The organism is Moorena sp. SIO3I6 (genome assembly GCF_010672095.1).
In genome coordinates, this window is sequence record NZ_JAAHHU010000001.1 from 126,798 (window position 1) to 151,134 (window position 24,337).

Here is a 24,337-nt window from a genome sequence, read left to right on the forward strand (position 1 = left end):
TAGAGGGATGGGGACGAAAGCCGCGAAGACTTATGAAGCTGCTATCGATTCAGCTATGTAATTTTCGTCAGTTTTATGGTAAGACTCCCGTGATTGTGTTAGCTAGTGGCGAGCGAAACACTACGATTATTCATGGGAATAATGGTGCTGGTAAGACTACCATCCTGAATGCTTTTTCGTGGGTACTCTATGAGAGATTTAGTGCTGCTTTTGCTTCAGAAGACCAACTGCTGAATAAGCGAGCTCTTGCTGAAGCTCAGTTCAATAAACCAGTAGACTGTTGGGTAGAAGTAGCATTTGAACACAATAATAAACGCTACCAAGTCAAACGTCTATGTCGTACTTACAAAACTGAGGTAGGAGTCGAGCAAGGTAACACAGAATTGTATCTCCAAATCGCTGGAGATGATGGACGCTGGTTATTGCCTCAACAACTACCTGAGGATATTATTGGTCAAATTTTACCAGCTAGTTTGCACCAATACTTCTTTTTTGATGGAGAACGAATTGAACAACTGGTACGCTCCGATAAAAAGTCAGAAGTTGCGGAAGCAACCAAGACCTTGCTAGGGGTAGAAGTTTTAAATCGCTCCATTAAACATTTAAGGGAAGCGAAAAAAACCTTAGACTATGAATTATCTTTAATTGGTGACTCTGAAACTAAGCAATTGCTTAAACAACAGCGAAAATCGGAAAAGAAGAGCCAGAGTCTAATCAAGCGTCAAAGGGAAATCAAGCAGGAGTTAGAGGATCAAGATGAGCTAAAGAAGACAATTGGTCAACGGTTATTAGAACTCGGTGGCGCTCAGGAGTTACAACAGCTGCGGGATGAACTAGAAGCTAGAGAAAAGTTAATTAGAGAACAGCTAAAACAAAGTCAACATATTTTGAAACGAGCTATATCAACTCGTGGCTATACCGTGCTGCTCTCAGAGGTAAGCTCAACTTTTCAAGAAATTGTCAAAGATTTAATCACCGAAAGAGGGGAATTACCTGTTGGAATTAAGCGGCAATTTGTTGGGGATTTACTTAAACACAAGCGCTGTATCTGTGGTGTAGAATTAACTGAGGGAACTCATGCTCATCAGCAAGTAGCAGCCTGGATGGATAAAGCCGGAATGGCTGAAGTGGAAGAAACCGCAATAAGGATGGGTTCCCAGGTTGATGAAATTAACCAACAGGTGCCTGAGTTTTGGCAGGATGTTGACCAACAACAAGATACTATTGCTCAGGGAAGAACTGAGCTTTCTAGAATTGAGACCCAACTAGATGATATCAAGAAAAAGTTACGTAACTTTCCCGATGAGGATATCAGTCTGCTCCAACAACAATTAGATGAGATAGATACTAGGATTCGGGAGCTAACTCTAGAACAAGGAGGGAATCAACAACAACTTGAACAGTTGGATACAGACATTGACTTAAAGGATAAGCAGATTGCTAAGCACAAAATGAATGAAAGTAAGCAGGCGTTGATACAGCGACGGATTGCTGCTGCTCAAGATTCTATTGAACGGTTAATTGAAGTGAGGGAACGTTTGGAAACTCAGTTTCGTACTTCTTTGGAGAAGCGGGTCCAGGAGATATTTATCTCAATTTCTTTTACACCCTATATCCCTAAGTTGAGTGATAAGTATGAGTTAACCTTAGTAGAAAGTACTCTTGGAGAAGAAAATCTAGTTGCTGCGTCTACGGGAGAAAATCAGATTCTAAGTTTATCCTTTATCGGCGGAATTATTGACCGAGTTAGGGATTGGAGTCAAGAGCATTCTCTGATGGGACCTGATAGTAGTACTTTTCCTATTGTAATGGATTCTCCCTTTGGAAGCTTGGATGAAATCTATCGTCGGCGAATTGCTAATATCTTACCTAGACTGGCGAATCAATTAGTAGTTTTAGTGACTCAGACTCAGTGGCGAGGAGAAGTGGCTGATGAGATACTTCCTTTTCTTGGTAAAGAGTATGTGTTGACTTACAATTCTCCTAAGTCTGATTGTGAAGAAGATGTTATTGAGCTAGCTGGAAATCGTTATGATTTGGTAAGGCGTAGTCCAAATCAGTTTGAATATACTGAGATTGTCGAGGTCGATAATGATAGCTAGTTTGTTGAAGCTTCATGGTTTATTACCCAAGTAAGTGGGGAGTTTAGCGTGAATTAGACTGTGCTTTAAGGTGATACCGTTTTTTTTAACTAATTCTCCCTCTACCTATTTGGTATTATTCCGGTAATCCTTAAGCCAGTATTCTAAAGAGATAATTTTTGCTACCTGACAAACTAATGTTGATGCTACCATAATTAGTTACTATTTTGTTATTCTACAAGCTGAGTGCGATGCTCTTTCAGAGCCGCTACGCGAACGCATCTAGTAATCCCATCTAGTAATCCCATCTAGTAATCCGATTTTTTTTTGGCAACAATACTCCCCTTAACAATACGTCAAATTTATGAGTTATGAATCCTGACTCCCTATCTCTACTCCCTACTTTCTACTCCCTACTCCCATTAACCCATCACTTTCTCCCTAAACCGATAAAAAACATCTGTATATAGATATAAATCAAATCTATATAGTTAATACAATGTCTTACAGTGAATTTACTCTAGATACACTCAAAAATAAATTTAACCTATCGATTCAAGAACGAGTTAATTTATTTGAATCAGTTGAACCAGTTACTCCTAGCCCTTTATTAAACGAGATTTTGGAAGAAAACCTTCCTCTAGGATTGGAAATCGATACCGAAAAAGCCCGCTCTGAATTGATTGTTGCTCCTATTTTAGTTGAAATTCGCAAGCAATTTAACCGTAAAATTAGCCTTTTCTCTGGGACAGAGTTTACTATTGATAAGAGTAAAGGGCTAAACGGTAGGTGTGATTTTATCATTAGTCATTCTCCTGAACAGTTGGATGTTACTGCTCCCATTGCTATTCTAGTTGAAGCAAAAAACGATAACCTTAAATCCGCTATCCCTCAGTGTATTGCTGAAATGGTTGCTGCTCAAATTTTTAATGAGCACAAAAATAATCCTATTCCGTTTATCTATGGTGGAGTAACAACTGGCAGCCTCTGGAAATTTATGAAATTGGTCAAAAATTCGGTTTATATTGAGTCAGAAGAACACTTTATTGGTAATTTAGAGGCTCTGCTCGGTATTCTGTCACAGATTATTAATAGCACTCGCCCTCAATCTCTTGCTGAAACCTAGTGATAATTCTGGGATAGTGGCCAGAAAAATCGGGAAGTATAGCGCTACGCGCAAGTCAGAAGTTAGAAGTCAGAAGTCAAAAGTAAGCTATGACTAAGTTTCGGAGTTTATGAATGTCAAACATCTGAATGCGTAGTGCTATATAATATAATAGAGACTAAATCAAGGGGTAAGCAATAATATTATTGGTTTCAGTAGTTTTTTGGTTCTTGTTATGATTATCAATATTGTTAATAGTTATGATTTGGTATTGAGATGTTGATGCTCCTTCTGGAGAATAGTGTGAATTGTCACAAGTAGTCAATATTATTGAAGTGACTAGGGTTGAGGGTTACCTTGCTGCTTATGTTGAAGAATCTAAGGGGTAAATTGTGCTATAATATTGTAAGTTTTAACATCATCTCACGTAAAACAAAGAACATAAGCTGATAGCTGACGGCTGAATGCTTACAATAGCACTAGATACCCTACTCATTGCACAATAGAATAGTTATTTGCTATATCCTCTACTATGCCCATTGTCCTAACCGATACCAAAAACTTACTCTGTGACCTAATTGCTCAATATGGCTCCCGCGTCGATTACTTAGCCATTCGCTTAGAAGAAGCCGAAGGAACTAGCATTTTATTACGGGGTGACAAGATAGAAACCCTGAGTGAAGGTCTGTCTATCGGTGGACAAGTAAGGGCATGTTATAATGGAGGATGGGGTTTTTCGAGTTTTAACCAGCTTAGCGCTATTAAAGAACGAGTCGAAGATGCGATCGCAGCAGCTAGGATTGTGGGTAATCAAGAAACCACCCTTGCTCCCATTGAACCAATACAGGATGTTTGTAAGTTACCCCTGACTGGTACAGACCCTAGGGAAATTCCCTTGGCGCAGAAGAAAGCATTATGCGATCGCTACAATCAAATTCTCAGAAGTTATGACAATAGCATTGCTACTACTTCTGTCCGGTATGGGGATATTAACCAACGCATCATCATTGCTACTTCCGAAGGTACCTTGATAGAGCAGTCTTGGGCAGATCTGGAAATGCGTTTTGCTGCTACTGCTCGTAATGGCGATAGTGTCCAAACTGGTAGAGAAACCATTGGTTCTCGCCAAGGCTATGAAGATCTAACCAATCTTGATCAACAAGTCCATGGAGCAGCTCAACGCGCTGTCGATGCTTTGTCATTACCACCTGTAACTGGTGGCAATTATACAGTAGTCATCGACCCCATCCTTACTGGTTTGTTTGTCCACGAAGCCTTTGGACACCTATCTGAAGCTGACATGGCTTATGAAAATCCTGACTTACTAGAAGTGATGAGTATAGGGCGTCGTTTTGGCCCAAAAGAATTGCAAATCTTTGATGGAGCTGCGACCCAAGGACACCGAGGTAGCTATTTCTACGATGATGAAGGCACTCCAGCCACTACCACCCAGTTGATTAAAGATGGTGTATTCGTTGGACGTCTTCACTCCCGTGAAACTGCTGGTAGATTAGGTGAAACCCCTACTGGTAATGCTCGTTGTCTCAATTACCACTATCCGCCGATTGTTCGGATGACTAATACTTGGATAGGACCCGGAGCTACTCCAGTAGCAGACTTATTCGATGATATCACAGTAGGAGTCTATGCTCGAAATTGGCTAGGAGGTATGACTAATGGTGAAATGTTTACCTTTAGCGCTGGAGAAGCTTGGATGATTCGCAATGGTCAAATTGCTGAACCTGTGCGAGATGTCACCCTTTCTGGTAACGTGTTCAAGACCTTAGCTGATATTGAAGCTATTGGTGATGATTTCTATTGGGATGAATCCGGTGGCTGTGGTAAAGGTGGACAAAGTGGCTTAGCTGTAGGCTGTGCAGGACCAAGTTTAAGGATTCGGAATGTGGTAGTTGGTGGAGAAGTTGAAGGTTGAAGGTTTGAAGGTTGTTCGCGTAGCGTGGCCAAAGGCCAAGGTTTGGAGGTTGAAGGTTGGAGGTTTGGAGGTTGAAGGTTGGAGGTTGAAGGTTGGAGGTTGAAAAACAAAGGAGTAATGGCTAATCGAGCATTAGTAACAGTCGAAAACTATTCTCCAAAGTCCCACTCTGCTATCTGTCGTTGTCTGTGATCCAGAGTTCCCTACAACTGTAGCAAAAGCAATGAGTATCCAACGCTTGGTGATATCACCTACACAGTGTCAAGACCAAGGGATTGTTTTAACTGATGCCCAACAGCATTATCTAATTAGAGTGTTGCGGCTGAGAAAGGGCGATCGCTTTATTGCTATGGATGGAGAGGGTGGCTGGTACGTTAGCGAGCTAGAAGGTGATTTGACTCAAGCTAAAATTGTCGCATCTGAGCACATTCAAACGGAATTGCCTAAACAGGTAACCTTGATGGCGGCTATGCCTAAAGGGAGTGGATTTGAGCAAATTTGTCTGATGGCAACGGAGTTGGGAGTGACTCGGATTGTGCCGTTGAAAAGCGATCGCACTTTACTCAATCCTAGCCCTCAAAAGCTCCAGAGGTGGCGACGGATTACCCAAGAAGCAGCAGAGCAATCAGAACGGGAAGTTGTACCGAAAATTCTTGACCCTGTTGACTTTTCCGATAGTCTTCAGTTACCGGAAACCCTAGAAGCCTATCGCTATATTTGTGTAGCTCGGGGAAAGGCTCCCCATCTACTCAATTGCTTATTAGATTTACGATTAGGATTGGATACTGGCCAAACAGACCCTGCTCAACATCCTGGCATTGTCATTGCTACCGGACCTGAGGGTGGTTGGACAACTCAAGAGCTAGAACAAGCCACTGCTGCTGGATTTATCGCTGTTTCTCTAGGAAGTCGTATTCTCCGAGCTATCACTGCTCCTATTGTTAGCTTGTCTATAGTAGCAGCAGTGTCGGAATCATCAGTTAAGGCAAACGGTGAGGATTTTGCTTAAGCAATTAATAACATCCATGGGCAACTTAGGCAATAAACTGGGTTTGTCCATGGTTCAATTCAATTACTATAGCGCTAGTTTAAGTGTGAAATTCAATCTAATCAACCCATACAACCCTTAACTCTTCTAAAAGGGTAGGGCTAGTAAAAAAAATTTGATCACCAAATTTTCGCAAACTATAGCGTTATAGTAAGCTAACTGAAATAAAAATAGCGCTAGATAATTTTTGCTCGAAATAAAAATAGCGCTATTTTAAAAAAAGATTAAATCCAATTACTTTATACACCCCGTAAGCCCTGAATAAGGTTCGCGCTATAGTATAGCTTCCATGAATCCCAAAATTAAATTAGCGCTATAGTATAGCCATCAACACTAATCATCCCATATACTCTTTACAACCCCTAAAAGAGTAGCGCTATTTAAATTTCCGGTATCACTTTATGAATTTTTGTAAAAATTTGGCAAATACAGAAATAATGTGTTATTCTAAGTATAGCGCTAATTAAAGGAGCAAAAAAAATGACCGTAGTCGGAACTACCCAAGCAGCTTTTCTTCTAGGAATTTGTGTCCAACGAGTCCGTCAACTTCTCAAAAATGGCAGAATTAAGGGTGCTCAAAAAGTTGGCAGATTTTGGCAAATTCCCCTATTTAACGGCTTGCCCAAGGTCAGTCCCGGTCGCCGTGGACCAAAGGGAACCTGGAGAAGAGGTTTCCAAAAGGTGGCCACTTACGTTCATGTCAACCAGAACGTCATTAGGCAAAATAAAAAGAACGACACCTACGAGCCTGTCCTAACCGTCAAACAAGGTAATCGCAACACCTACGGTCATTATGTGGAAATCAAAGGACCGTCTCGGTTAGTTTATCAACCTAATTGTCCCAAGGATTGTGGAGCTACAGTGTGGCTGGAAGTTGATCCTTCTGTGGAAATTTTGACCAAACTTTTTGGCTAGTGGGACTTTACTATTTTTGGGTCTGTTTAGGGGAACTAGCAGTGAATCGTTAAATACTTTTAGACTGTGACAAGTAATTTATATTCAAAGAAAACTGTAGTTGTTGCTAAATCGGATAGGGCTGACTACACAACAATTGCGGAGGCGATTAAAAATGCCCAACCTGAAACCATAATTTTAGTAAAGCCAGGGATTTATAGAGAAAGCATTGTTATTGATAAATCTCTAGAAATTTTAGGAGATGGGAAAGTCTCCGATATTGTTATTGAGGCCACTAATCTGAACTGCATTCTGATGCAAACAGACTATGCAATAGTGCGAGGCTTCACTTTGCGAGAATCCACTGTAGGTGTGTGTGTCCCCAAGGGACAGTTAATCCTTGAAGATTGTGATCTGACCGCCTATGACTGTGGTATAGTTATTTGTGGTTCTGAAGCAAATCCCATTATTCGTCGCTGCTGTATTCATGATGGGCAAGGTAACGGTATTCAGATTAAAGATAATGGTCAAGGAGTAATAGAAGACTGCGACATCTATGGCAATACTTATTCAGGAGTGAAGATCGATAAAGGTGGCAATCCCATGATCCGTCGCTGTCGTATTTATGATGGTAAAAGTTGCGGTATTTCGATTAAATACAATGGATTAGGAACTATAGAAGACTGCGACATATATGGCAATACTTATTCAGGAGTGTATATTGACAAAGTTGGCAATCCCACGATTGGTCGCTGTCGTATTTATGATGGAAAAAAAGACGGAATTTGGATTACAGACAATGGATTAGGCACCCTAGAAGACTGCGACATTTATGGTAATACTTATCCAGGAGTGTATATCGGTAAAGCTAGCAATCCCACTATCCGTAACTGTCGTATTTATGATGGTAAAGAAGACGGAATTTGGATTACAGACAATGGATTAGGCACCCTAGAAGACTGCGACATCTATGGCAATACTTATTCAGGAGTGTCTATTGATAAAGGTGGGAATCCTACTATCCGTCGCTGTCGTATTTATGATGGCAAAGAAGACGGAATTGAAATTAAATACAATGGTCAAGGAGTAATAGAAGACTGCGACATTTATAGCAATAATTATCAAGGAATTAAGATTAATAAAAATAGCAATATCACGCTCCGTAACTGTCGTATTTATGATTGTAAAGAAAACGGAATTTGGATTACAGACAATGGATTAGGCACCATAGAAGACTGCGATATCTATGGCAATACTTATCAAGGAGCTAAGATCACTAAAGGTAGCAATCCTACCATCCGTAGCTGTCGGATTTATGATGGCAAACAAACCGGGATTTGGATTACAGACAATGGATTAGGCACCATAGAAGACTGCGGCATCTATGGCAATATTGCTTCAGGAGTGCAGATCGATAAAGCTAGCAATCCCACGCTCCGTAACTGTCGTATTTATGATGGTAAACAAAACGGAATTTTGATTATATACAATGGATTAGGAACCCTAGAAGACTGCGACATCTATGGTAATACTTATCGAGGAGTTGATATCGATAAAGCTAGCAATCCCACGCTCCGTCGCTGTCGTATTTATGATGATAAACAAAACGGAATTTGGATTACAGACAATGGATTAGGAACCCTAGAAGACTGCGACATCTATGGTAATACTTATTCAGCAGTGCAGATCGATAAAGGTAGCAATCCTACTCTCCGTCGCTGTCGTATTTATGATGGTAAAAGTTTCGGAATTGGGATTACAGACAATGGATTAGGAACTCTAGAAGACTGCGATATCTATGGTAATACTAGTCTAGGAGTGTCTATTGATAAAGGTAGCAATCCCACGCTCCGTCGCTGTCGTATTTATGATGGTAAAAGTTTCGGAATTGGGATTACAGACAATGGATTAGGAACTCTAGAAGACTGCGACATCTATGCTAATACTAGTCTAGGAGTGCAAATTAATAATAACAGTAATCCTACTCTCCGTCGTTGTCGAATTGAAAACCATCCTTTTCCAGGAATTCAAATTGAAGAAGGATGTAATCCATTGTTTCGTCGCTGTATTCTTAGGAGTAATAGACCATTCTATTTAGGAATTGCTGGTATACTAAGTCTTTCTATTGCCTTACCTGTAGCTATAGCTGGGGGTTTGGTAATTACTCCCACTATAGCTTTAGCCTTAGCTGTGATTGGATTTGTATTTTACAAACTGCGTAAAAATAGGTTTAATAAACAATATATTATCGAAATAATATCTCTCACCCTAGTATTAGGCGCAAATTTAGGATATACTTTTTTGCTAAGTTTTAATATTTATAGCTTTTTAGCCTCATTGATAACGGGTTGGGCCTGGCAAAGTAGGCTTTTTAAGCCACTTTTTAAGCAATCTAAGTTAGTATCCAAGTATCAGCTTAATAGATCTCTTTAATTCAATTATTTTTCGGTGAACTATGCTCTAAATCTTGAGGTATAACCAGTTTTAAAGACTGGGTAATTATCAATAATGATAAGTTAATGACATAAGGTTGGGATAAGTTTTTCACTCCAATTCGTTGACTGTCGGATATTTCAGCAATTTTTGATGATCATGCGTACGCCTTCAGCCTTGTTGATCGCCCTATCATTCACATTGGCCAGCAAAAGCGGTCAATAACTATAACAGTAGTTAAATTTTTCCACTCAATCCTCCGACTGTCGTAAATTCCAGCAATTTGGGCTAATCGCGATCGCGTAGCTTGACTGCATGTCAATCGCACTAGCAACAGCAACAAAGCCGTGAAAATCCTTGGATTATCGAAAATTCCAGCAATTTGGGCTAATAACAATAGCGCTAGCTTAATCAACCCACGATAGTTATCGAAAATTCCAACAATTTGGGCTAATAACAATAGCGCTAGCTTAATCAACAAAGGGTGAAAATCCTTTACTGTCGAAAATTTCAGCAATTTTGGGTAATCACGATACTACTAGCAACAGCAACAAAGCCGTGAAAATCCTTACTGTCGGAAATTTCAGCAATTTTAGAAATAATGCGATCGCGTTAGCTTGAGCAACGCGCGATAGTTATCGAAAATTCTAGCAATTTGGGCTAATAACAATAGCGCTAGCTTAATCAACCCACGATAGTTATCGAAAATTACAACAATTTCGGATGATCACGATAGCGCTAGCAACAGCAACAAAGCCTGAAAATCCTTTACTGTCGGAAATTTCAACAATTTTAGAAATAATGTGATCCCCCCTTGTTGAGCAACAAAGCCGTGAAAATCCTTTACTGTCGGAAATTTCAACAATTTTGGATAATCTCGATACTGCGTTGGTTGAGCAACAAAGGGTGAAAATCCTTTACTGTCTGAATTTCCAGCAATTTTAGAAATCATGCGTTCGCGTAGCGGCTCGTAGCGAGCATCGCGTTAGCAACAGCAACGGGCGATAGTTATGGAAAATTACAACAATTTCGGATGATCACGTTCGCGTAGCGTGACCAAAGGTCAATAGCGCTAGCAACAGCAACAAAGCCTGAAAATCCTTTACTGTCGGGATTTCCAGCAATTCGCGATCGCATAAGCGCGGAAGCTGAGCCCTTTGGCCACGCTTTGCGTTCGCGTAGCGTCGGCTTTGCCGAAACGCTTCCGGAGCGTAGCGTGACTGCATGTCAATGGCGCGTTGGTTGAGCAACGGGCGATAGTTATCGAAAATTCCAGCAATTTGGGCTAATAACGATAGCGCTAGCTTAATCAACGCGCGATAGTTATCGAAAATTACAACAATTTCGGATGATCACGATAGCGCTAGCAACAGCAACAAAGCCTGAAAATCCTTTACTGTCGGGATTTCCAGCAATTTTCGATAATCAGGATACTACTAGCAACAGCAACAAAGGGTGAAAATCGTTCACTGTTGGAAATTTCAACAGTTATCGTAAATTCCAACAATCTAAGAAATTATGCGATCGCACAAGCGATCACATTCTTCGATCTTACTCTTCAGATTCTTTCTCCATAGGCTCAGGTAAATCAAAAATAATAATAAATTTCCCATCAGGCATCAGTCGTTTAAGTGCCTGCAAATGCCCTTCGGCATCGGACCGGTTCCGGTAACGACCAACAACGACCCGTTGCATTTGTGGCAATAGGTGAATGACCGCCCATGGATAGAGGCGTTCAGAGTACGTCATAATTTTAGGTATCTCCTTAACTGGGGGACTAGAGCCAGCCCTAGACCCTGGAAAATCGTTGGCTGGCTCTTAACGTTTTCACGTCTATAATACTACTATAGCATATAAATAATCTTTAATTATAACATATTTGAAAAACTTTTGTAACAAACTTGTCAGGGAGTAGGGAGTAGGGAGTAGGGAGTAGGGAGATAGAGAAGATTCTGATTAACGGTAATTATCTTGATTTACAGCAATTTTCGCCCCCCTAGCCCCCCAATTTTGGGGGGAAATTGAGTTAAAGTCCCCCAGAATTGGGGGACCCACGGGGGCTTGTAGCTAAAGGGAGTGAGGTCGATTCATCTGAAAACAGCTGTAAATTAGCGCTAGATAAATTCGACCAAAGTATAGCGCTAATTTAACCTACTCCCTCAATTATCCCAAATACTCCTTAACACCCCAAAAAATCAGCGCTAGATAAATTCGGCTAAAGTATAGCGCTAATTTAAACTACTCACTTAATTATCCCAAATACCCCTTAACACCCCAAAAAATCAGCGCTAGATAAATTCGGCTAAAGTATAGCGCTAATTTAAACTACTCACTTAATTACCCCAAATACCCCTTAACACTTTAAAAAGTGAGCGCTAGATAAATTCGGCTAAAGTATAGCGCTAATTTAACTTAATACCTTAATAATCCCAAATATCCCTTAAGACTACAAAAAGTCAGCGATTTTAACTGCTCCCTAGGAGCATCTGATTTTACACTTAAGTTAAAGGCGAGAGACCGAATGTCTAACACTTGGTGATCTAACACCTAACGCTATCATGCTTAAGCAAATTGCTGATGCTTTTGAGCACCATGATTATCAAACTGCTGCGCGATTAATTAAACAACTTCTGAAGCAAGAGCCCAATAATCCCTGGACACAGCTTTATCTAGGACGGCTCCAGGAAGTCAGAGGTAAGCTAGAAGCAGCTGAAAGAATCTATCGACAGTTACTGAAAGGAACACCTGTTCCTAAAATTATGGCGCAAGCTCGTCAGGGACTAGCACGCTTAGAAGCTACGGCAAAAGAACAGCGCCGACAAGCCCTAGCCCAAGCAACGGCTGACCCTGAAAGTAATCAATTGGGAGTATTAGTCCTAAAGCCGATCAGCCAACAAGATAAACCAAAAGCAGCTCAAAACTTAGCTCGTATCCTGGGGATAGACCCTTACACCGCAAGGCTACAGCTACCTACGAGAGGCTGGCGTTTATATCGCACTGGACCAGTGGGAGAACTTAAGTATTATGGCTCCTTACTGCGAGAAGCATCAATAAAATGTTTGTGGGCATCTGTAGCAGATATCAAAACAATTAATATCTATCAAGTTAAGTATTTTTCTGACAGTAGTGACCAGGAAACTACTGTAGTTTGTCACAACTCTCAGGGACAGTTGGGGTCTTTTAGCTTTAACTGGTCGGAAGTGACCCAACGAGTAGAAGGACGCTTGCCTTTGTTTGAGAAGGTAGTAGACTTAGATGCGCGACGGAATTTAACTCGCAAAACCCAAACCTTAGACTATGCCATGGTTTGTGACTTGCATTTACCAAAGCGCCACAGTATTCTCAGACTATGCGATCGCAATTATCAATTTCAGCAAGGAATTGCTCTAACCCTCAAGCCAGTTTCTCATCAGAACAAGCAATCCCAAGACTCTCGTATACACCAAAGCACTACAAGAGTCAACTGGAACAACTTAGCTGATTACTTAAATGTTCGATTGCTTGAGAAGCCAGTATGGTCTGACTTTAGCACCTTTGCGCAAACTGCTCTAGACTACCAAGATATGCTAGAAAAATTGGAGTCTCATATCGACTTATTTCGCCTGGTCGAGACTCCTTGGGATCCAGCATTTCAGTTGTATAGTGGACTAGTGTTTCTTGAGTAATAACTAATCTATTAACGAGGGGTCTGCATCTGAGCAGCCATGTCGAGGAACTTATTCATGCTAGGACCAGGACGCCGACGAGGCATGATCATTGGTACGTATTTGGTCGCAAAGGTCGTTTCCGGCTGCCCTTTTGCCTTGTTATTGACAAGTGCTGCTGCTGAATTGATTGCCGCTACTGGTGTTGGCTCAGGAGCAGCTGCCTTGTTTTTAGCTTCTGCTTCAGCTTGTTTCTTAGCCTTTGCTTCAGCCTTAGCCTTTGCTAGTTGTTCTTTCTTCGCTTGACGAGCAGATTTAGTATCAGCAGCAACAGCTGTTGGTTCTACGGTCGGAGTTTCAACTGTTGCTTCAGCTGTTGCTACTGGGGTCGGAGTTTCCACTGTTGCCTCAGCTTTAGCCGGTTCTGGCTTCTGTTCTACCGCCGGTTGCTCGGGGGTGCTAGTTTCGCTTTCGTCTAGCTCCAGATAAAAGCCCTTGGATTTATTGCGCTTAAACAAACCTACCATTTACAAATACCTCTCTAAATTAGTTTTAATGGAAGCTATTACCCTCAGTGCGATCGCAGCTGGGGCTACAAGCTTGGCCCAGGACATATATCGGTAATCGGTAATCGGTAATCGGTAATTGTGCTTAATCCTTACTGATCACCTTTACCAACTAACCATTTACTGACAAACCCGACTCTGTCCTGGCTTAAGTGAATAGGCTCACTGCTTATCTTGGGTGACCAATCGTTTGATGAAACTTAACCAAACGTTGCATTTGTTTAATAATTATGAGTGAATACTTCACTTATTGCAACATTTTAAAGAGTTTTGTTCATTAAACTTTACATTAAGCCCTTTCTAAGTATATTTACTTAGATTTTTAGAGCTAAAGACCACCAGGTAATTTAGAAAAGTTTACAGTTATCTCAGATTTTTGAGGAAAGCTATGGAAATTCGACGGATTGCTGAAGTTTTGCGCAATGGTCAACCAGATCAGTCTTTGACCATTCAAGGCTGGGTACGGACAAAACGAGAATTAAAGGACTTTGCCTTTATGGAAGTCAACGATGGCTCCTCCATGGCAAATTTACAGGTAGTGCTCAATCCAGACTTGTCAGATTATGAGACTATCCTGAAACGGCTTAATACTGGCTCATCAGTAGAAGTCACTGGTATACTAGTAGAATCTCTTGGCAAGGGACAGCGCATTGAAGTAAAAGCATCATCGGTGACAGTATATGGGGAAGCAGATGCCAATTATCCCCTACAGAAGAAACGGCACTCCTTTGAATTTTTGCGCACCATTAGCCATTTGCGATCGCGTACCAATACCCTAGGTGCAGTGTTCCGAGTTCGGAATGCCTGTTCCAATGCCATTCATCAGTTTTTCCAAGAACGAGGCTTCTTGTGGGTTCATACCCCAATTATCACCGCTAGTGACTGTGAAGGAGCGGGGGAGTTGTTCAGTGTCACTAACCTAGACTTAAAGAACATTCCCAAAACCGATAATCAAGCAGTCGATTACACTCAAGACTTTTTTGGACGACCCACTTACCTGACCGTCAGTGGTCAATTACAAGCAGAAATTATGTCAATGGCGTTTCGGGATGTGTACACCTTTGGTCCTACATTCCGAGCCGAGAATTCTAATACCTCTCGACATCTAGCAGAATTTTGGATGGTCGAGCCTGAGATGGCATTCTGCGATTTGAAGGGGGATATGGATTTAGCAGAAGCCTTTCTCAAGCATGTATTTAAGTCAGTATTGGAAAACTGTCCAGAAGATCTGGAATTTTTCAACAAGCGGATAGATAACAATGTTCTCGCTACTGCTGATAATATTATCAATAATCAGTTTGAGCGGATTACTTATACAGATGCGATCGCATTACTGGAGAAAACGGATCGTAAGTTTGAGTATGCGGTCAGTTGGGGTGTAGATTTGCAGTCAGAACACGAACGGTATCTAGCCGAAGAGTTGTTTAAAAAGCCCGTCATTGTCACGGATTATCCAGTAGAGATTAAAGCCTTTTATATGCGCTTAAACGACGACGAAAAGACTGTAGCAGCAATGGATGTGCTTGCGCCTAGGATTGGGGAGATTATCGGTGGTGCTCAGCGGGAAGAACGGCTGGATATATTAGAGAAGCGAATTCAGAATCAGGGGATGAATCCAGAAGATTTATGGTGGTATTTGGATTTGCGACGTTATGGTACAGTGCCCCATGCTGGATTTGGTTTAGGATTTGAGCGATTGGTGCAATTTATGACTGGTATGGCAAATATTCGGGATGTAATTCCGTTTCCCAGAACTCCTTTAAGTGCAGAGTTCTAAAAATCAAAACTATGGTTGGTTCTGCCCACAGCCGCCAAAGATGGGTAGTGGTAAAGATGTCGTGGTTTGGCTACGGTCTGGTAAAGGTAACGGAAGCTAAAATCACGAATTGTTTACCACTACCCAAAACTAGATTGACACAGTACTAGCTAAGTGCAGCATGGCTACGGTCATAGGTAGAGCGGAAACTAGGATGGGGTTTGCCTTGGATAGTACCCCAGTAGTCAGAATCTAAGCTATCTAGTCCTACTTCGGAAGCAACGCGACCGAGCATAGATTGCTGACGATTTTTGATCATGTGATGGTGATTCATCATCAGAGCCCTAGCTTTTTCTTGAGTAGACATTTTCCTTTCTCCGATTGCTTATATAAGATTGTTATGGAATTAACTTCCCTTACATTTATAACTATAGCAGTTATTCTGTATCAAAAACTACAAAATTACTTTTAGTTACAAATCTTAATGAACTAGCAACTATCACGACTTTCCTTTAAAATATCCCAGAGCCACTGCTCTACGCGATCGCCCATGGCCTGATTAGAGTATTTAACTTCGAGGAGGCGACGGCATTCACGGCGGTCAATTCTATCCAAATTTCCCAAGGCTTCTACCAAGCCTTCCACAGAATCGAGTTCTACCAAAAAGCCATTTTTACCATCTTCGATAATTTCTGCTGATCCACCACGGTCATAGGAAATGACTGGCACTCCACAAGCGAGGGCTTCCATTGCCACAGTACTAAATGCTTCCACCCAATGAGGCGTCATCAGTAAGGCTCGACACTGGCGCAAGTGTTTTTGGAGTTGATCAGTTGGGAGAAAACCCAGGTATTCTATAGGGGCATTGGGGTAATCGTTGAGAATCTGCTGCCAATAGGGTTGATTTTGTATAAGACCCATAATTTTTAGTGGCTTAGCCGTTATATCTGATGCTGCCACTGCATCTTCTAAGCCTTTTTCTGGAGAAATTCGACCCACCCAGCCGAGCCAGGGTGAGGGAGAGTCACAACAGGAATACACAGACAAATCAATGCCATTGCCCAAACAACGACAGCGATTCTTGAATGAAAATGTTGCCCCTTGAGCCATTGAATGAACCCCAATTGTGCCAGGGAAATTAATGGCAACTTGTTCGATGATCTGATCCATCCCCTCGGTTAATGAACCCATACTCACTAGGTGAGCAATGGGACGAGTGAAAAAGGGGGTTAGGTAAAACGGTAACCAGTCGTAGGCAAAGTTCACAATCAAGTCATAGTCAGTTTGAACTTGCCGCCCATAGTCCCACATATTAGCCAATACCGAGGATGGGGGGATGATAGTAGGAGTCTCTCTTGTTTGAGTTTGAATACTAGTTTGCAGAACACCATCAATTTCTACCAGAGGCATTCCCCAAGCTGTAGATCCTTTAGTTGCCACAATTGTGATCCTGTGACCCCGATTAATCAATTCCGTAGCAATGTTACGTAAAGTCAACTCAACGCCACCACCTAAGCCTGAACCCAACGGACCAACTGGGGTGGAAATTAATAGCAATTTCAGGGAATTTAATTGGCTCATTAATTGAAAATTAACCCTGGCAATTTGATAATTAAAACTATAATGATAAACTTATAATTAATCAAATTTAACTTCAAAATATTTATGATTTTAAACTTAAAGCACGGTAAGTAAAGCTGAGTAAACTTTTATTCTATGCTATTCCATTTTAACGGTTTACACTTCCCTATCATAGCACGGTAAGTAAAGGTTACTAAACTTTTATTACCTGTTATGAATTTCCCTAACTAGTCGCTATTATCTTGGTAATGGTTTGAATTATTTTCTGATGAATTCAGGTAATTTTGTGCTGGTGGCAAACTATCCAGTTTAGTGGAAGGGCGCATTTTATTAAACTGATCGATTGCCCATTTTGCCGTTTCTCGCACTTCGGAATCCGGGTCATCGGTAGCGTGACGCAACATCTGCAAGACTTGGTTTAGTAATTCATAAATTCGCGTTGCATCCCGAATCGCATTTTTCCGGACTTGGGGGTTGTCATCCTGCAAAGAAATGGCTAGGGCTTTGTTAATCGGTTTGAGAGTTTTGGTGCTAATTTGGGATAAGGCTTCCAAAATCAAACCACGCTGCTTAGAATCAGAATCTAGCATTAAGTCCACTAGGGGCTTTACTGCCCTGGAATCCCCCTTTTGGGCTAATTCCCAGATAGCTTGTTGTCGCTTTTTTGGATCTGGGTCTTCTAATTCTCTGATTAATTCCTCAACAATACTAAATTTAGTCAGGCGAGTGGTCTTTTTGACATGTAAGGAATCAGCTAAAGACTGAGGTTGAGGATTGCTAGAATTGGCAACCTCATAACTAGCGCTATGGTTATAACCGCTCTGAGGATGGTGGTTTTGGGAGTCAGTTGACACTTGGACTTTGAGGTTATTGACTGTAGTATCTTGTTTAGCTTGGTTTTCTGTGGAGGACGCTAATGGTGAGTCTACGGGTCGTTTTGGTTTAGTCAGCCACTTGAATAGGAAAAAACCGCCACCAGCCATGATGATGGCTGGGATGATCAACCATGATGACGGGCTCTTTTCCTGGGTCGAAGGTTCGGTAGTAGTCGATTCTGCAGTAGTCGATTCGGCTGCCACTAATTGACCTGAGTTTGGAGCTGAACTCGTGCTGGTGGTTGTGGTCTTAGCAGCGTAGGCTTGCTCCAATTCCTTCCTAGTAACAGAATCAACAACACCCAGTTTTCTCAATCCAACGGATTCTTGGAATAAAGCGACTGCTTTCTCTGTATCTTCACCATAAACACCATCTTCAAGCCCATCGTAGAAGCCAAGATGCTTTAGCTTGGCTTGCACAAGAGCCACCTCTTTGCCCCGACTCCCTTTGAGCAGAATTGGTTGGTCAGTTTCTGTGGCAGAAGTGGGAGATTGAGCGATTAGCAATGGGTCAGGGAGGTTGTTGGGTGAAAATGCGTTCGCGAAGCGGTTCCTAAGGAACATCGCTTTTTCTAATTTCACCGCTTGGCTGGGTGCTGGGAACCAGCCTAGGCAGTTCAAACAGGTAGCTACAAGTATGATAGACCAATGGCGAGTCATAAAATTCTACAGGACTCGAATGTGAACGCCAATTCTAGCTTACGCACTTAACACACAACGCTAAATCCCATGTGCTTTACTCGTTCGAGCAACATAATTTTGGCTCGATTAATCTCAATTGTATCAAATCGGCTTCACTGCTGGGTTTATGCTAGCTTAGCACTACCTTCTTCAGACGATCTCAGTTGTTGTTTCCACTGCCAGTTTTCCCCTTTGGCTAGCCGCTGTTGTTTGCGAGCCTTGCTTTGATCCGAGTGGCTATTTGTTCCCGCTGATTGACTAGATAAACGCTAAGCAATGTCACGCACACACCAGTCCACTGTAGGGAACTGAGTACCTCAGACAACACTAAATTCCCAAATAGCAGGGCAAATACTGGTGTCAGAAAGGTTAAGCTACACAGACTAGTGAGATTACCCTTGGAGGCAAAGTAGAAGAATATACCGTATGCGATCGCACTCCCGAAAACAGTGGAGTAAGCTAATGCGATCCAGCCAACTCCATCAATATTCACCCATTGCTGGGATTCTATGACACTAGAGAGGGCAAATAACGGTAATCCTCCTAGGATCATGTGCCAACCAACCGCAGCAACTGGGTCAGCATAGCGGCTGATAATGGGAACCATTACTGTTCCTACTGCCATGGAAAGGGATGCTAACAGCATCAGCCACTCTCCATGATCAAACAGCTGTTCCCAGCTTAATTCTATAGCTTGAGCGTTGCCAGTAAAAAGGCTGAGAATCCATTGATCGGGCAAGCCAATCAAGCTGATTCCTACTATACCAAATCCTAGTCCTAACCAACCCCACAGTCCAATAAGTTCACCAAAGAGCAATGCTGATAGCAGGGCGACCACTAGGGGTTGACTATCAATCATGACCGAACCCAAACCCGCACCAGTGCTAACCAATCCCTGGGCTAGGAAACCCTGAAACATTGCCCCATCCACTAAGGCAAATAAGCTAATCCACAGCCAGGCTAGCCAACCTTTCGGCTGGGGGCGACCCATCACAGTTGCTGCTCCTAATACTAAAACTCCTGCTGGTACTAACCGCACCCCAGCCATAAACATAGGGGTTGTGTTGGGGATCACCCCTTTCATTGCTACCATAGCTGTACCCCATAGAAAAAAGGGGGAAATCAGCAGTAGTGAACCTAGTAGTGACCTTGGTGACAGTATTGTGTTGGCTTTTAGTTGCATAATCCTGATTTATGGTGAAGAACAAAAATAACCGACACTCAAGCAGCTGTCAGAAATTTGATTTAGATATTGACTTTAGATATTGACTGGGCTCAAAATCAGGGGGGCTCAGGAGTACAGGAGTGAGTTGTGGAATTTTCGAGCTTACTCAACAACATACAATTTAAATGGGCGACAGCTTAAACCAGCTTTTCATATTTGTTTATTTGTTTATTTATTTATTTTGAGCACCTTAGTAGCTAACCGTTTTATAAAATGATGCAAACTAGAAATACAAGCTCCAGTAATCAGTTAAATCTACACTAGATACTCACAATCACCTATGCCTTGGCCGTTTAAACGCAAATCTCTCAAACAAATTGCTCGAATTGAAATCACGGGGGCGATCGCTGGTGGTACCCGTAAACGGGTCCTCGAAGCCCTAAAAACTGTTGAAGAAAAGAAATTTCCGGTCTTACTATTACGGATTGACAGTCCTGGTGGTACAGTCGGGGATTCTCAGGAAATCTATAGCGCCTTGGTGAAGTTGCGAGAAAAGGTGAAGATTGTAGCTAGCTTTGGCAATATCTCCGCATCCGGGGGTGTTTACATTGGCATGGGAGCGGAACATATAGTAGCGAACCCTGGTACAATCACTGGAAGTATTGGTGTGATTCTGCGGGGAAACAATATAGAGCGCTTGTTGGATAAAATCGGTGTTTCCTTTAAAGTCATTAAGTCAGGTCCGTACAAAGATATCTTGGCGTTTGACCGGGAACTGACTGAGCCTGAAAAAACTATTCTTCAAGAGTTGATCGATACCAGTTATCAACAGTTTGTACAAACTGTTGCCCAGAGTCGCAAGCTAGATGTAGATGTGGTAAAAAGTTTTGCTGATGGTAGGATTTTTACTGGTGAGCAAGCACATAACTTGGGGGTGGTTGATCGCCTGGGAACTGAAGAAGATGCCCGTTGCTGGGCAGCGGAATTGGTGGGTCTTGACCCAGAGAAAACCAAGTCTTTCACCATCGAAGAACCCAAACCATTGTTGAGTCGCTTGCTACCGGGTAACCTTATTCGCAATAGATCTCAGATATCTGTTGGTATAGATTGGTTAGAGTTTGAACTATCAACTAGCGGTCAGCCCCTATGGTTGTACCGACCATAAGATAACATGGAGATTTGAGATTTAACAAGAGTCTAAAATCTCAAATCTCCCAGGGAAATTTGGAGGATATTACCTTGCACTGGAGAGTTAGAGCAATTCGAGGGGCAACAACTGCCTCAGAAAATACAGTAGCAGCGATTCGAGAAGCAGTGATGGAACTGCTAGATGAACTCGAAGCTCATAATCAAATCGACCATCAAGAAATTATTAGTGCCATTTTCACCACGACCCGTGATTTGGATGCTAAATTTCCAGCTGCGATCGCACGAGAACGTCCGAATTGGGATCATGTTCCTTTACTTGATGTGCAACAGATGCATGTCGAGGGCAGCCTAGAGCGTTGTATCCGGTGTTTAATCCACATCAACACTCCTGTTTCTCAACTTGAAATTTCTCATCCCTATTTACGTCAGGCCAAAAATTTAAGGCCTGATTGGACCTTAGCTCAAGTCAGCCGTTAGTTGTCAGGTTATTTATACTAACAATGGGGCTTAACCCTACCAATTAGCCAGCGGTCAGTTCAAGTTGTTATTAGTCATTAGTCAAAATAAAATTGTTAATGGTCAATGGTCAATGGTTAATTAACAATTAATTAAAAATTAACAATTAACAATTAAAATGAAGACAATTTTATTGAGTCAAATGTATCAATGGTCAACCATCAATGGTCAACCATTAACAAAAAAAATTTCAGCTTGATTCGGTTTGTCTATTAGATGATTTGCGGTGGAAACGAATTCCTAAAAAGATGTCGTATACAAAGTTCCAAAAACTCTTTCGAGCCAGAAGTCCTAGAGATTGATCACAACCTTTTTCATCTAAAAGGGGTTTAACAGCACGGTAGGCGGGCTGATACTTGTACCAGGGTATGGTCGGCCACAGGTGATGAATTAGATGATAATTTTGTCCCATAATTAGCAGGTTTATGATGGGACTGGGGTAAACTCTAGCATTTTTCCAGCGATCACGTTCTTTGAATGGACGATGGGGCAAATAATCAAAGAACAATCCTAGCGCTATACCTACAACTAATGCTGGCACAAACCAATAGTTCATGATGTAGTCTAAAAAGCCATATTGACAACCAAGATATATGATGATGGCGATGAATAGACGGCTAAAAAACCACTCCCAGAGCTCATACTTACGCCACAAACGGCGCTTGAAAAAAAATATTTCGTGATAAAAAAAGCGAACTGCAATTAACCACAGCGGACCACCAGTGGAAACAAAATGATCGGGATCATTTTCGGGATCGTTAACATTGGCATGATGCTGCATATGAACCCGCGTGAACACTGGGAAGGTAAAACCTAACATCAGGGCGCTACCATGACCCATCAGGGCATTGACGTAACGGTTTTTGTGGGCAACATGGTGAGAGGCATCGTGAATGACTGTTCCTACCATGTGTAAGGCAAGGACATTAATGCTAAAGCAGCAAGCGTTAGGCAAATCCCAAAGCCAGTAACCACTGGTGGAACAGACCACCAAGATGATCGCCGCCACAAACATGAGTAACGTTAAGTTAAACTTATCCGGGGCACCCAGGAACTCCTTGGGCACTGTCAGCGGCTTGATGGCCTCCGACATACTTGTTTTTTCTCCTTTCTACTGTCTTTTGGTAGTATAAGGTACAATGGCTCAATTATAAAGATTTGTTAAGATTAGAGCTTCTAATCAGAAACTAGAGTCAATTTCAGGAAAATCACTCTCGTCACGAGGGGAGTCACCCCCTCAGACCGTAAGGAGAGGGGAGCCTTGTCTTGATGCAGCCCCTCCTCACTCGCGCTTTGCATTAATAAAGGTCGTTGGTTAAAAGAAGTAGCTCGGTTACTCAAAATAATCCGGTCAATCCTATGGGTGGTTTTCAGAGCTACCTTCAAAGCCAGACAGACTTCCTTTCGACTCGCCACACAGATAAACGTCCTGTGAAGCTCCCTCGTTGAGTTCCGCTTCAATCAGGTTAACCACTACCCCTGCCAACTTCTGAGAGTTGCTTAAATCATCCGTTGGGATCGCCAAACAACGGACATCAAAAGCAGTTTCTCAATGTTGAGTCTGTACTGCCAACAGCTCACCCTTTCGAACCATCCCTGGTAAATAAACAAATAGTAAATAATCACCGATTAGACTGTCCCGGAGTCAAGAAACACTGACAACTCTTAACTTTTGGCATTGTTGACTTTGAATATGAAGTAGAAGTAAGAAGGGAAGCAGGTCAAAGTTGCAGAACATATGAACTATTTACTATCAGAGTAAGCTAAAACACATGAGGGGGCTATAGCTTTAGTACAAATTCTCTGCATAAGTGACATGCTCCCAGTAGTAAATGGGAAGTAGGAAATGGCAACTAGGAAATAGGAACTAGGAAATTGGTAGTTTAAATTAGTAAGCTATCAGCTATCAGCTATCAGCTATCAGCTATCAGCTATCAGCTATCAGCGAACAGCGATTAGCGCTACAGATGGTGCTACTTGAGGTGCTTTTGAATAAAATAAGCTGACGGCACCTCAAGTAGCGTGAGCTTTTAGCTCACGGCTGACGGCTGAATGCTTACATAAATTATGGTTATGGATCAAGTTTTTATTCAACCATAAGTGAGCCACAAACAAGCAGATTTTATCCTTTATCCTTCATACTTGATACTTGATACTTTATCCTTGATACCCTGTAGTAACCTAGCAATTTAATCCCGGCAGGTCTTAGAGGATGTCTGAAAAGTGATTGACTACGCTAAACGTCTAAGCATAATCCGAATCATGGCAACTCGAATCATGGTTTCAGAAGTTGCTGGTAGAACTTCATAATCTTTGCTGAGACGACGACACCAGTTGAAAAAAGAAGAGAAGAAATCGCTGTTAATATTACTAAAGCTTACCAAGACTATCAACAAGGTAACATTTTTCGGGGTACAGTTGATGATGTGATAGCTGAATTAAACGATTGATTCAGGAATAGCGGCAACTAAAATAGAGATAAACAAAGCAACTTGTAGACACCCTCATGAATTCAAAAACCAGCTTGATCGCTCGCATTACTCAAACCCCTGGTCAGTGTGGTGGTCGTCCCTGCATTCGAGGGATGCGAATTCGAGTTACCGATATTTTAGAAATGTTGGCTGAAAATGTTAGTGTTACTGAAATTTTAGAAGATTTCCCTGATTTGGAACTGGCAGATATTCAAGGTTGTTTGCTTTTTGCTGCACGACGCAATTAGCAGCGAGCCTTTGGGTGGTGCGTTACGGAGCGGGCTGTTGCAGTCGCTACGAAGTTTAACATGAGGGCAAGCCCGCTCCTAACACACCCTACTGGCGTGGCAAGCTTAATTTGATGCATTAGAAACAGATGGGGGAGTGTGGGGCGGGGGCGCGGGGAGTGTGGGGCGGGGGCGCGGGGAGTGTGGGAAGA

22 protein-coding genes and 1 pseudogene are annotated in these 24,337 nt (G+C 42.0%); 11 read left to right on the forward strand and 12 right to left on the reverse strand.

Annotated features, from left to right (window positions below):
* Window positions 1–32 precede the first annotated feature (32 nt).
* From F6K49_RS00575 to F6K49_RS00600, 6 genes are all read left to right on the forward strand, one after another.
* Window positions 33–2,102: an AAA family ATPase gene (locus tag F6K49_RS00575; protein WP_293020316.1), complete on the forward strand. Its 2,070-nt coding sequence runs from the start codon at window positions 33–35 to the stop codon at window positions 2,100–2,102.
* A gap of 478 nt (window positions 2,103–2,580) precedes the next feature.
* Window positions 2,581–3,207, forward strand: coding sequence for a hypothetical protein (locus tag F6K49_RS00580; protein WP_293020318.1), 627 nt, complete (start codon window positions 2,581–2,583; stop codon window positions 3,205–3,207).
* 511 nt (window positions 3,208–3,718) lie between these two features.
* A complete protein-coding gene (locus tag F6K49_RS00585; RefSeq protein ID WP_293020320.1) occupies window positions 3,719–5,119 on the forward strand; it encodes a TldD/PmbA family protein in 1,401 nt (466 codons plus the stop codon).
* A gap of 223 nt (window positions 5,120–5,342) precedes the next feature.
* On the forward strand, window positions 5,343–6,128 hold the full coding sequence (locus F6K49_RS00590) for a 16S rRNA (uracil(1498)-N(3))-methyltransferase (protein ID WP_293020322.1): 786 nt from the start codon (window positions 5,343–5,345) through the stop codon (window positions 6,126–6,128).
* A 519-nt stretch (window positions 6,129–6,647) separates the two neighbouring features.
* Window positions 6,648–7,082, forward strand: a complete 435-nt coding sequence (locus tag F6K49_RS00595; protein ID WP_293020323.1) for a helix-turn-helix domain-containing protein — start codon at window positions 6,648–6,650, stop codon at window positions 7,080–7,082.
* Window positions 7,083–7,148: 66 nt separating this feature from the next.
* Window positions 7,149–9,494: a right-handed parallel beta-helix repeat-containing protein gene (locus tag F6K49_RS00600; protein WP_293093189.1), complete on the forward strand. Its 2,346-nt coding sequence runs from the start codon at window positions 7,149–7,151 to the stop codon at window positions 9,492–9,494.
* A 196-nt stretch (window positions 9,495–9,690) separates the two neighbouring features.
* On the opposite strand, the gene F6K49_RS00605 is transcribed toward F6K49_RS00600, so the two are convergent.
* From F6K49_RS00605 to F6K49_RS00620, 4 genes are all read right to left on the reverse strand, one after another.
* A complete protein-coding gene (locus F6K49_RS00605) occupies window positions 9,691–9,972 on the reverse strand; it encodes a hypothetical protein (RefSeq protein WP_293066469.1) in 282 nt (93 codons plus the stop codon).
* Window positions 9,973–10,221: 249 nt separating this feature from the next.
* Window positions 10,222–10,446: a hypothetical protein gene (locus F6K49_RS00610; protein WP_293020328.1), complete on the reverse strand. Its 225-nt coding sequence runs from the start codon at window positions 10,444–10,446 to the stop codon at window positions 10,222–10,224.
* Window positions 10,447–10,531: 85 nt separating this feature from the next.
* Entirely contained in the window at window positions 10,532–10,807 is a 276-nt protein-coding gene (locus F6K49_RS00615) for a hypothetical protein (protein WP_293066472.1), read from the reverse strand.
* A gap of 238 nt (window positions 10,808–11,045) precedes the next feature.
* Entirely contained in the window at window positions 11,046–11,243 is a 198-nt protein-coding gene (locus F6K49_RS00620) for a hypothetical protein (RefSeq protein WP_293066475.1), read from the reverse strand.
* Between the two features lie 809 nt (window positions 11,244–12,052).
* On the opposite strand from F6K49_RS00620, the gene F6K49_RS00625 reads away from it, so the two are divergent.
* Complete coding sequence (locus F6K49_RS00625) at window positions 12,053–13,159, forward strand: tetratricopeptide repeat protein (protein WP_293082197.1); 1,107 nt, start codon at window positions 12,053–12,055, stop codon at window positions 13,157–13,159.
* A gap of 11 nt (window positions 13,160–13,170) precedes the next feature.
* Here the strand turns inward: F6K49_RS00625 and F6K49_RS00630 are convergent, their stop codons facing one another.
* Entirely contained in the window at window positions 13,171–13,665 is a 495-nt protein-coding gene (locus tag F6K49_RS00630) for a hypothetical protein (protein ID WP_293020334.1), read from the reverse strand.
* 427 nt (window positions 13,666–14,092) lie between these two features.
* On the opposite strand from F6K49_RS00630, the gene asnS reads away from it, so the two are divergent.
* A complete protein-coding gene (gene asnS / locus F6K49_RS00635; RefSeq protein WP_293066481.1) occupies window positions 14,093–15,481 on the forward strand; it encodes an asparagine--tRNA ligase in 1,389 nt (462 codons plus the stop codon).
* A gap of 145 nt (window positions 15,482–15,626) precedes the next feature.
* Here asnS and F6K49_RS00640 read toward each other — a convergent pair whose 3' ends face one another.
* From F6K49_RS00640 to F6K49_RS00655, 4 genes are all read right to left on the reverse strand, one after another.
* On the reverse strand, window positions 15,627–15,827 hold the full coding sequence (locus F6K49_RS00640; RefSeq protein WP_070390908.1) for a hypothetical protein: 201 nt from the start codon (window positions 15,825–15,827) through the stop codon (window positions 15,627–15,629).
* A 122-nt stretch (window positions 15,828–15,949) separates the two neighbouring features.
* Window positions 15,950–17,041, reverse strand: coding sequence for a glycosyltransferase family 4 protein (locus F6K49_RS00645; RefSeq protein WP_293066484.1), 1,092 nt, complete (start codon window positions 17,039–17,041; stop codon window positions 15,950–15,952).
* 227 nt (window positions 17,042–17,268) lie between these two features.
* Window positions 17,269–18,576, reverse strand: coding sequence for a HEAT repeat domain-containing protein (locus tag F6K49_RS00650; RefSeq protein ID WP_293093196.1), 1,308 nt, complete (start codon window positions 18,574–18,576; stop codon window positions 17,269–17,271).
* Between the two features lie 217 nt (window positions 18,577–18,793).
* A complete protein-coding gene (locus tag F6K49_RS00655) occupies window positions 18,794–19,780 on the reverse strand; it encodes an EamA family transporter (RefSeq protein WP_293082199.1) in 987 nt (328 codons plus the stop codon).
* Window positions 19,781–20,102: 322 nt separating this feature from the next.
* Here F6K49_RS00655 and sppA point away from each other — a divergent pair, with 322 nt between their 5' ends.
* Both sppA and aroH read left to right on the forward strand, forming a co-directional pair.
* Window positions 20,103–20,927 (forward strand): signal peptide peptidase SppA, encoded by an 825-nt coding sequence (gene sppA / locus F6K49_RS00660; protein ID WP_293020347.1) that lies wholly within the window; start codon window positions 20,103–20,105, stop codon window positions 20,925–20,927.
* A gap of 74 nt (window positions 20,928–21,001) precedes the next feature.
* The gene (gene aroH / locus F6K49_RS00665) at window positions 21,002–21,388 is read left to right on the forward strand and encodes a chorismate mutase (protein WP_293066528.1); all 387 of its coding nucleotides are present in this window, start codon (window positions 21,002–21,004) and stop codon (window positions 21,386–21,388) included.
* Window positions 21,389–21,617: 229 nt separating this feature from the next.
* On the opposite strand, the gene crtR is transcribed toward aroH, so the two are convergent.
* The 3 genes and pseudogenes from crtR to F6K49_RS00680 form a co-directional block, all read right to left on the reverse strand.
* Window positions 21,618–22,520, reverse strand: a complete 903-nt coding sequence (crtR, locus tag F6K49_RS00670) for a beta-carotene hydroxylase (protein ID WP_293066491.1) — start codon at window positions 22,518–22,520, stop codon at window positions 21,618–21,620.
* Window positions 22,521–22,784: 264 nt separating this feature from the next.
* Window positions 22,785–22,952, reverse strand: a complete 168-nt coding sequence (locus tag F6K49_RS00675) for a hypothetical protein (protein WP_293043680.1) — start codon at window positions 22,950–22,952, stop codon at window positions 22,785–22,787.
* 706 nt (window positions 22,953–23,658) lie between these two features.
* A pseudogene (locus F6K49_RS00680) lies at window positions 23,659–23,760 on the reverse strand (IS5/IS1182 family transposase); the annotation flags it as partial.
* Between the two features lie 173 nt (window positions 23,761–23,933).
* Between F6K49_RS00680 and F6K49_RS00685 the strand changes: the two are divergent.
* Complete coding sequence (locus tag F6K49_RS00685; RefSeq protein ID WP_293020610.1) at window positions 23,934–24,146, forward strand: DUF433 domain-containing protein; 213 nt, start codon at window positions 23,934–23,936, stop codon at window positions 24,144–24,146.
* Window positions 24,147–24,337 lie beyond the last annotated feature (191 nt).

Excerpts from the sequence above, each read along its gene's own strand:
- F6K49_RS00575 (WP_293020316.1), top strand. The coding sequence starts at position 33 with ATGAAGCTGCTATCGATTCAGCTATGTAATTTTCGTCAGTTTTATGGT.
- F6K49_RS00580 (WP_293020318.1), top strand. The coding sequence starts at position 2,581 with ATGTCTTACAGTGAATTTACTCTAGATACACTCAAAAATAAATTTAAC.
- F6K49_RS00585 (WP_293020320.1), top strand. The coding sequence starts at position 3,719 with ATGCCCATTGTCCTAACCGATACCAAAAACTTACTCTGTGACCTAATT.
- F6K49_RS00590 (WP_293020322.1), top strand. The coding sequence starts at position 5,343 with ATGAGTATCCAACGCTTGGTGATATCACCTACACAGTGTCAAGACCAA.
- F6K49_RS00595 (WP_293020323.1), top strand. The coding sequence starts at position 6,648 with ATGACCGTAGTCGGAACTACCCAAGCAGCTTTTCTTCTAGGAATTTGT.
- F6K49_RS00610 (WP_293020328.1), bottom strand. The coding sequence starts at position 10,446 with ATGATTTCTAAAATTGCTGGAAATTCAGACAGTAAAGGATTTTCACCC.
- F6K49_RS00620 (WP_293066475.1), bottom strand. The coding sequence starts at position 11,243 with ATGACGTACTCTGAACGCCTCTATCCATGGGCGGTCATTCACCTATTG.
- F6K49_RS00625 (WP_293082197.1), top strand. The coding sequence starts at position 12,053 with ATGCTTAAGCAAATTGCTGATGCTTTTGAGCACCATGATTATCAAACT.
- F6K49_RS00630 (WP_293020334.1), bottom strand. The coding sequence starts at position 13,665 with ATGGTAGGTTTGTTTAAGCGCAATAAATCCAAGGGCTTTTATCTGGAG.
- asnS (WP_293066481.1), top strand. The coding sequence starts at position 14,093 with ATGGAAATTCGACGGATTGCTGAAGTTTTGCGCAATGGTCAACCAGAT.
- F6K49_RS00640 (WP_070390908.1), bottom strand. The coding sequence starts at position 15,827 with ATGTCTACTCAAGAAAAAGCTAGGGCTCTGATGATGAATCACCATCAC.
- F6K49_RS00645 (WP_293066484.1), bottom strand. The coding sequence starts at position 17,041 with ATGAGCCAATTAAATTCCCTGAAATTGCTATTAATTTCCACCCCAGTT.
- F6K49_RS00650 (WP_293093196.1), bottom strand. The coding sequence starts at position 18,576 with ATGACTCGCCATTGGTCTATCATACTTGTAGCTACCTGTTTGAACTGC.
- F6K49_RS00655 (WP_293082199.1), bottom strand. The coding sequence starts at position 19,780 with ATGCAACTAAAAGCCAACACAATACTGTCACCAAGGTCACTACTAGGT.
- sppA (WP_293020347.1), top strand. The coding sequence starts at position 20,103 with ATGCCTTGGCCGTTTAAACGCAAATCTCTCAAACAAATTGCTCGAATT.
- crtR (WP_293066491.1), bottom strand. The coding sequence starts at position 22,520 with ATGTCGGAGGCCATCAAGCCGCTGACAGTGCCCAAGGAGTTCCTGGGT.
- F6K49_RS00685 (WP_293020610.1), top strand. The coding sequence starts at position 23,934 with ATGAATTCAAAAACCAGCTTGATCGCTCGCATTACTCAAACCCCTGGT.